This window comes from Collinsella aerofaciens, assembly GCF_040910185.1.
Classification (GTDB): Bacteria; Actinomycetota; Coriobacteriia; order Coriobacteriales; family Coriobacteriaceae; genus Collinsella; species Collinsella aerofaciens_BF.
Map to the genome: position 1 here is coordinate 63,761 of NZ_JBDGBA010000010.1, position 12,716 is coordinate 76,476.

The 12,716-nt window shown below is 60.4% G+C and carries 8 protein-coding genes and 3 tRNA genes; 4 read left to right on the forward strand and 7 right to left on the reverse strand.

Annotation, left to right across the window (positions count from 1 at the left end):
• Positions 1 to 142: 142 nt before the first annotated feature.
• On the forward strand, positions 143 to 1,669 hold the full coding sequence (locus AB5Z54_RS05590; RefSeq protein ID WP_368160718.1) for an FAD-dependent oxidoreductase: 1,527 nt from the start codon (positions 143 to 145) through the stop codon (positions 1,667 to 1,669).
• Between the two features lie 218 nt (positions 1,670 to 1,887).
• On the opposite strand, the gene AB5Z54_RS05595 is transcribed toward AB5Z54_RS05590, so the two are convergent.
• The 3 genes from AB5Z54_RS05595 to AB5Z54_RS05605 all read right to left on the reverse strand — a co-directional run bounded on the left by AB5Z54_RS05595 (position 1,888) and on the right by AB5Z54_RS05605 (position 2,178).
• Positions 1,888 to 1,960, reverse strand: a tRNA-Lys gene (locus AB5Z54_RS05595).
• Between the two features lie 43 nt (positions 1,961 to 2,003).
• Positions 2,004 to 2,079, reverse strand: a tRNA-Lys gene (locus AB5Z54_RS05600).
• A gap of 22 nt (positions 2,080 to 2,101) precedes the next feature.
• A tRNA-His gene (locus tag AB5Z54_RS05605) sits at positions 2,102 to 2,178 on the reverse strand.
• Positions 2,179 to 2,344: 166 nt separating this feature from the next.
• On the opposite strand from AB5Z54_RS05605, the gene AB5Z54_RS05610 reads away from it, so the two are divergent.
• Together AB5Z54_RS05610 and AB5Z54_RS05615 are read left to right on the forward strand one after the other, a co-directional pair.
• Complete coding sequence (locus tag AB5Z54_RS05610; protein ID WP_368160720.1) at positions 2,345 to 3,526, forward strand: pyridoxal phosphate-dependent aminotransferase; 1,182 nt, start codon at positions 2,345 to 2,347, stop codon at positions 3,524 to 3,526.
• A 141-nt stretch (positions 3,527 to 3,667) separates the two neighbouring features.
• Positions 3,668 to 4,558 (forward strand): ROK family protein, encoded by an 891-nt coding sequence (locus tag AB5Z54_RS05615; RefSeq protein ID WP_368160722.1) that lies wholly within the window; start codon positions 3,668 to 3,670, stop codon positions 4,556 to 4,558.
• A 114-nt stretch (positions 4,559 to 4,672) separates the two neighbouring features.
• Here AB5Z54_RS05615 and AB5Z54_RS05620 read toward each other — a convergent pair whose 3' ends face one another.
• The 4 genes from AB5Z54_RS05620 to argS all read right to left on the reverse strand — a co-directional run bounded on the left by AB5Z54_RS05620 (position 4,673) and on the right by argS (position 11,799).
• A complete protein-coding gene (locus AB5Z54_RS05620; protein WP_368160724.1) occupies positions 4,673 to 5,122 on the reverse strand; it encodes a VanZ family protein in 450 nt (149 codons plus the stop codon).
• Positions 5,123 to 5,129: 7 nt separating this feature from the next.
• On the reverse strand, positions 5,130 to 6,530 hold the full coding sequence (locus tag AB5Z54_RS05625; RefSeq protein ID WP_368160726.1) for a hypothetical protein: 1,401 nt from the start codon (positions 6,528 to 6,530) through the stop codon (positions 5,130 to 5,132).
• A 312-nt stretch (positions 6,531 to 6,842) separates the two neighbouring features.
• A complete protein-coding gene (gene rho, locus AB5Z54_RS05630) occupies positions 6,843 to 9,215 on the reverse strand; it encodes a transcription termination factor Rho (protein ID WP_438265574.1) in 2,373 nt (790 codons plus the stop codon).
• Between the two features lie 730 nt (positions 9,216 to 9,945).
• On the reverse strand, positions 9,946 to 11,799 hold the full coding sequence (gene argS, locus AB5Z54_RS05635) for an arginine--tRNA ligase (protein WP_368160730.1): 1,854 nt from the start codon (positions 11,797 to 11,799) through the stop codon (positions 9,946 to 9,948).
• 342 nt (positions 11,800 to 12,141) lie between these two features.
• On the opposite strand from argS, the gene AB5Z54_RS05640 reads away from it, so the two are divergent.
• A complete protein-coding gene (locus AB5Z54_RS05640) occupies positions 12,142 to 12,627 on the forward strand; it encodes a CarD family transcriptional regulator (RefSeq protein WP_022094807.1) in 486 nt (161 codons plus the stop codon).
• Positions 12,628 to 12,716: the final 89 nt, after the last annotated feature.

Consider the following 12,716-nt stretch of genomic DNA (forward strand, 5'->3'; position numbering starts at 1 on the left):
GAAATACGAGATGTGAAGAGATGGAGCGTCAGAGCGTCCATGACGCCCACCTGCCATATTTGCCCTTTACCGATTTGCCGAGTCTTTGCGGCCCCATTGCCGATCACCCGTGCGACAATGCGCCGGACGAGAAAGGAATCCGATGGAATCGACTGATGTACTGGTAATTGGATCTGGCATTGCGGGCCTTTGCGCCGCCATCGAAGCGGCACGCACGGGTGCAACCGTCACTGTGGCAAGCGCCGGCAAGACTATGAGTGGATCGAGCTTCTTCCCCGGAACCTGGGGCCTAGGGCTTATCGGACCCGTTAACGAAGACGATGAACAGGACCTCATCGACACCATTCAGACCGTCGGCGGCGGCGTTGCCGACCCCGAACTCGTCCAAACGTTCGTCCACTGCATTCCCCAAGCGATTGACTGGCTCGAACAGGATCTGGGCGTAGAACTCCAGCACCCGCAAAGCGCCGAGAGCGCCCAGCAAAAGCAATTTATCCCTTGCTTTGACCATAAGACACGCATGTGGCGCGGCCTCACCCGCAAGCCCCTTGAGGACGCTCTGACGACCCGGATCGAGTCACTCGGCATTCGCCTGCTCCCCCGCCATGAGCTTATTGACCTTGTTGAGGACACGAACGGCAGAATAACCGGAACCGTACTCTACGACCTTACCGAAAATCGAATCGTGCCCTTTGCTGCCAAGGCCACGATCATCGCAGCCGGTGGCACAGGCGGCCTGTTCGAGCGCAGCCTTACGTCGGCTGATGTGCTCAGCTCCTCGCAGGCCATCGCACTGGCGCACGGCGCATCGCTTGCTAATATAGAGTTCATGCAGATGATGCCCGGCTTCATCGAGCCCAAGCGCAACCTGGTCTTCAACGAGAAAACCTGGCGCTACGTACATATAGACCAGCCGGTAGATATTGCCGACGACAAGCTGGACGACCTGCTCGAGCAGCGCTCTGGATATGGCCCCTTCACGTCACGCTTGGCCTCCCGCGCTATCGATCTCGTCATCGATCAGGCAGGTGTCGAAGGCCTGGCACTCCACTACGACTTCCCCCGCGAGGATGTCCCAGAGTTTGTGCAGACCTTTGCCACCTGGCTGCAAGACGAGCACGGCATCGCTCCGACTGACGAGATGCGCGTTGCGATGTATGCCCACGCCGCTAACGGCGGCATCAAGATCGATAAGACCGCGTACACGGGCGTTGAGGGTCTCTACGCTTGCGGCGAGGCGACAGGCGGCATGCACGGAGCCGACCGCATTGGTGGCTTATCAAGTGCCAACGGCATCGTGTTCGGACGCATCGCGGGCGCATCGGCAGCCCTTGCAGCGCAGAAAGAGCCTGAGACAGCCCTGAAGGCGGATATCGCCCTCCCCCACTACGGCATTGCCACAACAGATGCCGAACGCCTGACACACGGCCTTAAGCACACGATGAGCACCTATTGCATGATCAACCGAACCGAGACGGGCCTATCCGAGGCTCTGCAACAGCTTGAAAGCCTGCAAGACAAGGCCATGGCGCTGAGCAAGCCGCATGCCGATGACAGCGAGATCGCAGCCCTCGCCCGCCTACAGTCGCAGATTCGACTAGCACAGGAAATGGTCAAAGCCATGCGCAAGCGAACTGAAAGCTTAGGTTCGCACTATCGAGCAGACTAAATCGATTCTCACTTTGAGTTTGATCACAACTTCTCAACATGCATCGAGCCCCGTAAGCATGATTCCCCTAAGGAGAACACGCCTACGGGGCTTTAGCCGTGTTTCCCTAAGGGAATCACGGTGCAGATTACTCAGCTCCGCGCCCCGACGGGTTCGACCCCATGCGTGGTTAACAAAAAAGCGACCAGCCTAAGCCAGTCGCTTTAACATGCTTTGGGTGGGCCGTCAGGGGGTCGAACCCTGGACCTTGGGATTAAGAGTCCCCTGCTCTACCAACTGAGCTAACGACCCAAAGCTAAAGTCCGTTGTGACGGACTTTAGAGGAGATATCGTGTGGTGGGCCGTCAGGGGGTCGAACCCTGGACCTTGGGATTAAGAGTCCCCTGCTCTACCAACTGAGCTAACGACCCGATATCAACACGAAGCAAGAACTGGGGTGGGTAAAGGGACTCGAACCCTCGACCTACGGGACCACAACCCGTCGCTCTAGCCAACTGAGCTACACCCACCGTGTCCTGTGCGCTTCGCGCTCGACTATTATTGCAAGGAACGCCACGCGATGCAAGCCCCAATTTTCAAGAATTTTGAAAAGAGTTTTTCGAGACCATTTCGAGCAAATCCCACCGGTTTCATAGGAGTAAACTTGCCCCACTGCAAATCCTCGAAAGGACCGTCATGAAAGAACTCTCCAACCGCACGGCAAGATTTACCGATTCGGTCATCCGCCGCATGACACGCATCTCCAATAAGTACGGCGCTGTCAATCTCTCGCAGGGCTTCCCTGACTTCGATCCCCCGGCGCAGCTGCTCAACAGCCTGAGCACCATCGCCGCCGATCCCAAGCCGCTCTATCACCAGTACTCCATCACCTGGGGCTCCCAGGCCATGCGCGAGGCGCTCGCCGCCAAACAGGAGCACTTTATGGGCATGCCGGTGAACCCCAACGAGAATATCGTAGTCACCTGCGGCTCTACCGAGGCCATGATGGCCGCCATGATGACGGTCACCAACCCCGGCGACAAGGTCGTCATCTTCTCGCCGTTCTACGAGAACTACGGCGCCGACACGATCCTTTCGGGTGCCGAGCCCATCTACGTGCCGCTCAACCCGCCCACATTCGACTTTGACCGCGAGACACTCGAGGCGGCCTTCCGCGACAACGACCCCAAGGCCATCGTCCTGTGCAACCCTTCCAACCCCTGCGGCAAGGTCTTTACACGCGATGAGCTCACCTTTATCGCCGACCTCTGCAAAAAGTACGACACCTACTGCATCACCGACGAGGTCTACGAGCACATCGTCTACGCACCCCACGAGCACGTCTATATGGCCACGCTGCCCGGCATGTTTGAGCGCACCATCAGCTGCAGCTCGCTGTCCAAGACCTACTCCATCACCGGCTGGCGTCTGGGCTACACTATCGCCCCTGCCGAAATCACCGAGCGCATCAAAAAGGTCCACGACTTCCTCACCGTGGGCGCCGCCGCTCCCCTGCAGGAAGCCGTCGTCACCGCCCTCAAATTCGACGGCAGCTATTACGATGAGGTCCTCGACCTCTACACCGCCAAGCGCGACCTGTTCTGCCAGGGACTCGACAGCATCGGTCTTGAGCATAACGTGCCGCAGGGCGCCTACTACGTCATGATGGACATCTCTGAGTTTGGCTATGACAGCGACCTCGAATTCTGCGAGGACCTCGCGTCTAAGGTGGGTGTGGGCGCCGTGCCCGGCTCGAGCTTCTTCCGCGAGCCCGTCAACCACCTGATTCGTTTCCACTTTGCCAAGCGAGACGAGACGCTTAACGCGGCGCTGGAGAACCTCAAGTCGCTACGTGATAAAATCAAGCTGCGCGGGTAAGGACGGCCCGGCAACTAAAGTAACCAAAGAAGCCCCGCACCGCCCGCCGCGTTGCGAGGCTTCTTTCTATAGCGCTTTCTTAAATGGTTTAGAGCTCTATACTTTAGTCACGGAGCAACTCGTCCCAGAGAAAGGAATACTATGGCAGAGCAGCAGCTTATCGGAGCGCTCGAGGCCGGCGGCACCAAGATGGTCTGCGCCACGGGCTATGCGGACGGTACGGTCCTGGAGCGCGAGCAGATCGCGACCACGACCCCGCAGGAGACCGTCGAGGCCGTCAACGCGTGGTTTGCCGACAAGGGCATCGCCGCGCTGGGCATCGGCGCCTTTGGCCCCACCGCAGTCAACCCTGCCTCGCCCCAATACGGCAAGATCCTGGAGACGCCCAAAACGGCATGGCGCTACTTTGACCTGCTGGGCACTATCCAAAACGAGCTCAATATCCCCTGCGGCTACGATACCGACGTCAACGTCGCCTGCCTAGGCGAGGTCACGTTTGGTTGCGCCCAGGGCCTCACTGACGTTGTGTATCTGACCATCGGCACCGGTGTGGGCGCTGGTGTGCTCTCGGGCGGCCAGCTCGTGCACGGCATGATGCATCCCGAGGCTGGCCACATCCTGGTCACGCGTGACCCGCGCGACACCATCGGCGAGCATAGCGCCTGCCCCTTCCACGACAACTGCCTAGAGGGCCTCATCGCCGGCCCCGGCGTTAAAAAGCGCTGGGATGGCAAGAGCGCCGGAGACATGGCCGATGACCCGGAGGCCATGGACCTGCTCGCCGGCTATCTGGCACAGGCGCTCATGACCTACACGCTGTGCTACGCGCCGCAAAAGATCATCATCGGCGGCGGCGTGGCCGACCACACCCCCATCGTGCCGCTCGCACGCAAAAAGTGCGCCGAGATGCTCAACGGCTATATCGTCACGCCCGAGGTCAACGACATCGATAGCTACATCGTCAACAACAGCCTCGAGGGCAAGCAGGGCATCATGGGTTGCCTTGCCCTGGGCGCACAGGCGCTTCAATAGCAGAGGCACCAACAGGGCGTGGCGCGCTCGGCAAATCCAACCTACGGAACGACGCCACCACGCCCCATATAAGCCCTCAAATAAAAAAGGCCGCCTAGGACCAAACAATACGTCCTAGGCGGCTTTTTTGGCGTACATCAGCGACCGTAAGAGATATCGGAGCACAACGCCCGTTGCCGCTCCACAGCAGTCGATCATCACATCGGTGATCATGCCGGCGCGTCCCGGCACAAAGAGCTGAATCGTCTCGTCGATTGAGGGAATCAGCAGCAGGAACACCGCCGTGGGCAGCAGCACGTCAAAGGTGCGCCGGCCCTCAAAATCAAAAGCGTGCGTTGCCAGGATGCCGAGCACCATATACTCGGTAAAATGCGCACACTTGCGAACAACAAAGTTGGTCACCCATTCATATGGAAGTCCCACGCCGTGCAGGAAACCGCGGATAGCCACCATGACCGTTAGGCTCAGCGAGCCCGACCCCGAGCCGGGAACCAGCGAATTGCCCCAGATCAAGAGCGCCATCAGGCAGGTTACAACCGCCCATTTTCGATTGATCTTAACCATGCAGAAGTTATGCCTCCGCGCGGAGCGGCGCGAAGCTGGCGGTACCGCCCTCGATAACGCTCAGATAGGCACGGCCCGTACGCTTGGCGGTAGAGGACTGCAGGCGCTCGATCTCTTCCTCGAGGATCTGATTGACGCGCTCGTGACGACGATTTTCCATAATGCCGGCGGCAATAGCCTCGGCCCGCTCGATGCTCTCGCGCGAGATACGGGCGGTATCCTCGGGGAACACAGCGCTGTGACGGCCGACATAGGCGGGGGCAGCAGGCTGAGGGGCAGCGACGGGAGCGGGGGCCGCAACAGGAGCAGGCTCGTCAATCTCATCCAGAATCGCGGTGGCGGCGGCCCACATGTCCTCGTGGCCCGAGTAATCGGCCATGGGGACATCAACCTCGAGTGAGGCATCCGGAAGGTCGCCGGTGTCGATGCGATCTTGGGCATCAATCGATGCGGTGATGGCTGCAGGCTCATCGAGGTCATCGAAATCGATATCCGCGGCACCGGAGATGATAGGCATGCTGGCGAGGTTTACATTGTACGGCGCAGCCTCAGCCGCCTGCTGCTGGGCAGGAGCGCCCCACAGCGAGCTTTCGGCGGCACGGCGGGCGGCAACGGCCTCCTCGTCCGCGGCCATGGCTTCATCAACGTACGAATTGTCGGCAGAAGCGTTCGCGTCCGCCGAGGTAGCGCTGTAGGCGTTATTGGCTGCCGCGTTGGCGACAAGTGCCACGAAAGCCGCCGTGCTGCCCGCAGGGGCGGCCTGGGAGCCAGACACGGCGCGTGCCGCGGCGGCGATGTCGTCGCGATTGAAGGAGCCGGTCTGCCCGCCGTTGGTGAGCTCGTCGATGGCGACTTGATAGACGTCGCGCGAGTGTGCAGGGTCGCAGCTCACCGGCGAATCGTCGTCAAGCATACTGTCGATCATGGACCAAGCCTCGTCCTCGTCCATAGCATCTGCGGCTCGAGCGATGGTAGGGACACCATCATCGGCATGACGGCGCTGGAACGCACCAGTCAGGCCGGAAAGGAATGCCGAGGTAGACTGCTCCGCCTGAGCCTGAGAATCAGAAGCCGCAGCGTAAGGAGTCGCATCCTGCTGCTGAGCTGAAATCGAGGCGGTCTTGAACTCGCTTTGATGCTGATTGAGATTGGCGGCACCGCCCATGGCATCGGGCTGGAACAGACGCTCTTCACGCTGCGCACGGTACTCGGAAATACCCAGCGAGGCGGCATAGATACCCACGCCCGCCACCGCGCCCACGGCGAAGGGAACCGCACCCGCCACGACCGTCTCGTTCACCGGCGAAAACGGCAGCGTCGCGGCATACATAACCACGGGAGCAGCAAGGCCGATCCCGCACGAAAGTCCGGCAAGGACTGCTCGTTGTGTTGCATCAGAAGAAGCCATGAGCTCTCCCCATCTTCCAGCACCCAAATCGCATCATTCAGTTGGCTGCGCGAGAGAAGATGAAGCGGGGCTATGCCCCAAAGCAACGGTATATGGTTCGTTTCATCTGCGTTTTCCGTCGCGAAGCTTAAAAGCTATTATGCGAAACCGCCCCGTCGATTGCAAGCGACGATGTCGGATTGAAACGGGAAACCTGCTGCTCGTCGGTCTTATGGTTAAAAATAAGCGCGGATACGCGATATGGAAAAGGGCCGAGGCGCAAGCCCCGACCCTTTATCGCATTGATGGCTATCGCTGCGCGTGGATGACAGCCTAGAACGTCTGCTCGTAGTCGCTGTGCTTTTTGGCCGAACGCACCAGGAACTCCTGGTTGGTGTTGGTGCCCTTAAGACCCTTGATAAACGATGCGGCTGCGCGCTCGGTGTTGTTCATGCCGGCAAGAATGCGACGCAGACCAAAGACAAACGGACGCATCTGCTCGTCAACCAACAGGTCCTCGTTACGCGTACCGGAGGCAACGGGGTCGATAGCCGGGAAGATGCGGCGGTCGGCCAGTTCGCGGTCGAGCTTAAGCTCCATGTTGCCGGTGCCCTTGAACTCCTCAAAGATGACCTCGTCCATCTTGGAACCGGTGTCGATGAGGGCAGAGGCCAAGATGGTGAGCGAGCCACCGTTCTCGATATTACGGGCTGCACCCAGGAAGCGTTTGGGCGGATACAGAGCCGCCGAATCGACGCCGCCCGAAAGGATGCGGCCCGAGGCGGGCGCCGCCAAGTTGTAGGCGCGGGCAAGACGCGTGATGGAGTCGAGCACCACCACGACATCGCCGCCCAGCTCCACGATGCGCTTGGCGCGCTCGATGACGAGCTCTGCCACGCGAGTGTGGTTGTCGGCGGGCATATCGAAGGTCGACGCCACAACCTCGCCCTTGATGGAACGCTGCATATCGGTGACCTCTTCGGGGCGCTCGTCGACGAGCAGGCAGATGAGATGCACCTCGGGGTTGTTAATCGAGATAGACTGGCAGATCTTCTTGAGGATCGTGGTCTTGCCGGCCTTGGGCGGAGACACGATCAGGCCACGCTGACCCTTGCCGATCGGCGACACGATGTCGATGGCGCGACCGGTAATGGAGTCCTTGCCGTGCTCCATGCGCAGCGGCTCGTTGGGATAGACCGGGGTGAGATCGCCGAACTTGGGGCGGTTGCGAATCTGCTCGGGGTCCAGACCGTTGACGGTCGTAATTTTGGCGAGGCCGGCGCGCTTGTCGCCGCCGCGCGAAGGACGCAGCGAGCCCTCGATGACGTCGCCCGTGCGCAGACGCGCGGAGCGGATGAGGTAGGCGGGAACAAAGGCGTCGTCGCTGGACTTCATGTAGCCGTGGGCATGGATGATGCCGGAGCTGTCCGGGCGAATCTGCAGAATGCCCTTGATATCGCGGAAGCCCTCGGCCTTCGCGGCGGTGACGTAGATCTCCTCGACGAGCTCGGCTTTCTTCTTGCCGGTCGTCTCGATCTCGAACTCCTTGGCCTTCTCGCGCAGTTCGGCGACCTTCATGGCAGCGAGCTCCTCACGCGAAAGCGTGGGTTCGGTGGGAGCGGCGTTGCGCTCCTTGTTGCGCTGTTTGCGATCGCGCTGGCGGTTGCGACGGTCGTTGTTGCGCTCGTCCTTGCGCTCATTGCGCACGTCGTTGCGCTTGTGCTGGCGACGGTTGGGACGAGTGCCGTCTTCGCCCTCGGCGGGCGCGGCGCCATCGTTTGCGGCGGCATCGGCGTTAGCCGCAGTATCATCGCTGGCCTCGGCCTTGGAATCGCCCTGCAGCTCGGCATCAGCCTGCTGCTCGGACGCCTTGGCCTTAACGGACTTCTTACGACCGCGCTTGGGCTTCTCGAACGCAGACTGTTCGACGTCTTGGGGCTCGGCGGCATCAGTCGATGCATCGGCGGTCGTCTCGGCGGAATCCTCGGACGCACCCTTCTTGGCAGCCTTGGCCTTGGACGTGCGCTTAGCAGCAGTACGATGGCTGCGACCAGGACGGACGTCGGCGGGCTCGGCATCGGCGGGAGCGGCCTCGGAAGTCGTAGCATCCTGAACGGGTGCATCGGCAGCAGTTGCAGACTCGGCGGTCGCCGCAGCATCCCGAGCAGCTGCGGCTGCGGCTGCGGCCTTCTCTGCCTCGACGAAGGCCTTGGGCTTGCGACCGCGACGGTGCGGGCGCAAAGCCGGATCGACAACGGGAACTTCGCTGGCCTCGACAGACGCAGCGTGCTCAGCAGGCGATGCGCCCTCCCCTGCCGTGGAACGGACCGAAGCCTCAGTGAGCTCGGGGGTTACCTGTTCAGCAACCTGCTCGGCCTTAACAGCCGTGCGACGGCGTGTGCGCGTTGCCGGCTTCTCGGTCGGCAGGTCGGCGGCAGGGGTCTCGGTGGCGGCAGGGGTCTCGGGCACAGACGGAGCTGCAAGCTCGGCCAGAGCCGCGGCCTCGCGCTCGGCAGCACGACGGCGGGCGCGCACCACCTGAGCCTCGCTAATCTGCGCCAACGCACGTGCCTGCGCGACCTCATCGGAAATCGACGCCGAGGAGTCAGCTGCAACGGTGCGCTTGGCGCGCGTCGTGCGCGTGGTACGGCGCTTGGGCTTGGTGACCTCCTCGCCGTCAGCGGCAGGCTTGGCCGTGCGGCGCATGCGCTTGGGCTTTGCCGGAGCAGCCTCCTCACCAGTTGCAGGCACGGCCTTCTCAGCCGCTACAGGCGTAGGCGTCGAAGCAGCCTTAGGCGTCTCAGGAGCCGAGACTTGCGCGGGCGCCGCAACCTGGTCCGACGCAACCGGTGCAGCGGGAGCGGCCTGCGTCGTCGTTATTTCGTTTTCTTGCTGTTGATCAGACACAGTGTTTGCTCAACTTTCTTTTCAAGCCCTGTGATCACATGCTCCCTGCATAAACCTTCAGGGCGGCTAAACAGTCTAGCTCCGTCAAATACCGACGGACATCATTGATCTGTATCGAGATATTTGCGTCATATACGCAGCGTTAGTGTAACACAACCGCCGCCACCTGCAACTTAGTCATTGGGGACGTTCTTAAACGACTAGTCAAAAGGGACACTCTTTGGTTTAACACCCACAAATCTGACTGCCTCCGCCAAAACTATGGCGGTTTACTACGATGAATCGCTCAACCGCGACCACTCCGAAACTTGTTGAACTAAAACCGCAGGTAGATGCCTTGCACTTTTTAGCGAAAAGCCGGCGTGGTTGGAATACCTCAATTCATCGTAGTAAATCGACATAGTTTCGTATTTCCAGCAGTTCCAAATTCGTCAATACGTCGGCGTTTGCAAAAAACCCGACCTCCGCATGGAGATCGGGCTTATAGGGCTCAGCAAAGCCGAACCTACACGGTTAAATGACCCGCAGCTTACATCTGCTCGGGAGCGGAGACACCAACAAGGGTGAGCACCAGGGCGAGCGTCACGCGGACGGCATCGCAAGCGGCCAGACGGGCACGCGAAAGCTCGGGGTCGACGGGACGGCCCTCGCTCGGCAGCACCTGGCAGGCAGCGTAGAAGCTGTGGAAGTCGCCGGCAAGCTCCTCGGCAAAGTGCGTCAGACGGAACGGGGCGCGGTCGCGAGCGCAGCTGGCGATGAGGTCGGTGAGCTCGTTGAGCTTACGCGAAAGGGCAAGCTCGGTCGGGTCGGTCAGCAGCGAGTAATCGACGTTCTCGCCGATGGCCTTCTCGGCGACGGCCTTCATGCCCATCTCGTCAGCCTGCTCGGGCGTAACGTCGGCGGCACGGCGCAGGATGGAGCACACGCGGGCGTGAGCATACTGCACGTAATAGACCGGGTTGGAGTTGTCGCGCTTCTTAACGGCCTCAATATCGAAGTCGACCATCTGGTTGGAGCTCTTGGAGATGAGCGTGTAGCGAGCGGCATCGGAGCCGACCTCGTCGACGAGCTCCTGCAGGGTCACCATGGTGCCCTTACGCTTGGACATACGGACGGGCTTGCCGTTGCGCAGCAGGTTGACGAGCTGGCCCAGCAGAACCTCAAACTTGCCGGGGTAACCCAGAGCGTCGCAGACGCAGCGGACGCGCTCGATGTAGCCGTGGTGGTCGGCGCCCCAGATGTCGATGACGTGGTCGACGCGCTGGAACTTATCCCAGTGATAGGCAACGTCGGAGGCGAAGTAGGTGTACTCGCCGTCGGACTTGATCAGGACGCGGTCCTTGTCATCGCCCAGGTCGGTGGAGCGGAACCACAGGGCGCCGTCCTTGGTATAGAGGTAGCCCATCTTGTCGAGCTTCTCAAAAGCGCGGTCGACGGCAGAGGTGCCGGCGGTCTCGCCCTCGGTGTCCTTCACGTACAGCGAACGCTCGGAGTACCAACGATCGAAGTCGCAGTTGACGGCATGGCAGAGGTCGCGCATGTTGTCGACCATCTTCACGTAGCCGCGCTCACGGAAGCTCTCCATGCGCTCCTGCGGATCGGCCTCGACCCACTTGTCGCCGTCGGTGCGCCAGAACTCGGCGGCCTCATCGATGATGTAGTCGCCGCCGTAGGAGTCCTTGCCCAGGGTCTCAGCAAAGTTGTCCTGGTACGGATGGGTCTCGGGATGCTCGTCGTTCTCATCGGCAACGAAGGCGTCGCGGTCAGCGATCAGCAGCTTGTGAGCCTCGTCGATATCCACGCCCTGCTTGGCGATGATGTCGGCAAGCTGCATATAGCGCGTGCTGATGGAGTTGCCGAAGGTGTTCATCTGAGAGCCGTGGTCATTGATGTAGAACTCACGCTGGATGTCGTAACCGGCGTGATCCATAACGCGGCAGAGGGAGTCACCCAGAGCGGCCCAGCGGCCATGGCCGATGTGCATGGGGCCGACGGGGTTGGCGGAGACGAACTCGACCTGGGTCTTCAAGCCGCCACCGACGTTGGACTTAGCGAAGTCCATGCCCTTCTCGCGAGCCTCGCCAAAGATGGCATTCTTGACGGCAACGGAGAGGTAGAAGTTGATGAAGCCGGGGCCTGCGATCTCGACCTTCTCGATCGCGGGGTCCTCGGGCATATGGGCAACGATGGCCTCGGCGATCTTGCGCGGGGCGCAGTGGGCCAGCTTGGCGGACTTCAGGGCCATGGTAGAGGTCCACTCGCCATGAGAAGTGTCAGCCGGTCGCTCGATAGCGCAATCGTCAAGTTCAAATGCGGAAAGGTCGCCGGCCTCCTGGGCCGCAGCAAGCGCAGCGCGTACCAGCTCTTCAATCTTCTCGGGCATAGATCCTCCTTGTGTTAAAGCCCCCGAGCTCTTGGTCACTCGTAGGGCAAAAGCCAGAGTTTGTAGCACTCTATCACAAGCGACGGGCACTGTCGCAGGGTAAAGCTAATAGATATTGCATATGCACAAAAATGACTACAGCTTGTATGGAGTCACTCAAAGATGCCGGTCTGCCTGCAGATTATGCAGGCGTTGAAAATGCATAAAGGTGTGAATGAGCTGCGTCTGTTATCGAATACTCTTACCTATCAGAGTTGTGTGCTTTTCCTGCATAAAGTACGGGTTTGCGCACGTCAGCGTGTTATTCTAGACATACGTAAATTCGTATAAGTTGGAGGTAGCATGTTCTCAATCGGTCAACACGTCATTCATCCGGGCCAGGGAGTCTGCACCGTCGTCGGTTTTAGGGACGACACACCGCAGCCCATGCTGCTACTCGAGACCAAGCAGGGACATGCGCAGACGATCCTCATGTACCCCGTGGCGCAGGCCGACCGTTTGCACGCCGCCATCTCGCAGCAAGATGCCGAGCACCTGCTGAGCCACTATGACGAGTTGGAGTGCGACACCTTTACCGAGCGCAACAGCTCGCTTGAGGAGACACACTTTAAGCAGCAGCTCAAGCTGGGCGCGCCCGAGACGGTCCGCGTGGCAAAGACCATGATGCACCGCATTCGCCAGGCCGAGGAAGCTGATAAAAAACCCAGCTCCTACTACATGCGCGTACTCAAGGAGGCCAAGCGCCGCTCCATCGAGGAGTTCGCCGTGGCCTTGGGCGTCACCGAGGAGGACGCCGAAGCTCGCCTAGCCCAAGCCGCCCTCAACTAACCCATCCGCGCCAAAAACCACCACGAAGGGGACAGTGAACTGCCTCCCATTTCTTGGACATCGGGAAATGGGAGGTTTTCCATGAGTAT

What these genes read in the sequence shown, in the direction of transcription:
- AB5Z54_RS05590 (WP_368160718.1), top strand. Translation starts at nt 143, where the DNA reads ATGGAATCGACTGATGTACTGGTAATTGGATCTGGCATTGCGGGCCTT.
- AB5Z54_RS05610 (WP_368160720.1), top strand. Translation starts at nt 2,345, where the DNA reads ATGAAAGAACTCTCCAACCGCACGGCAAGATTTACCGATTCGGTCATC.
- AB5Z54_RS05615 (WP_368160722.1), top strand. Translation starts at nt 3,668, where the DNA reads ATGGCAGAGCAGCAGCTTATCGGAGCGCTCGAGGCCGGCGGCACCAAG.
- AB5Z54_RS05620 (WP_368160724.1), bottom strand. Translation starts at nt 5,122, where the DNA reads ATGGTTAAGATCAATCGAAAATGGGCGGTTGTAACCTGCCTGATGGCG.
- AB5Z54_RS05625 (WP_368160726.1), bottom strand. Translation starts at nt 6,530, where the DNA reads ATGGCTTCTTCTGATGCAACACAACGAGCAGTCCTTGCCGGACTTTCG.
- rho (WP_438265574.1), bottom strand. Translation starts at nt 9,215, where the DNA reads ATGCGCCGCACGGCCAAGCCTGCCGCTGACGGCGAGGAGGTCACCAAG.
- argS (WP_368160730.1), bottom strand. Translation starts at nt 11,799, where the DNA reads ATGCCCGAGAAGATTGAAGAGCTGGTACGCGCTGCGCTTGCTGCGGCC.
- AB5Z54_RS05640 (WP_022094807.1), top strand. Translation starts at nt 12,142, where the DNA reads ATGTTCTCAATCGGTCAACACGTCATTCATCCGGGCCAGGGAGTCTGC.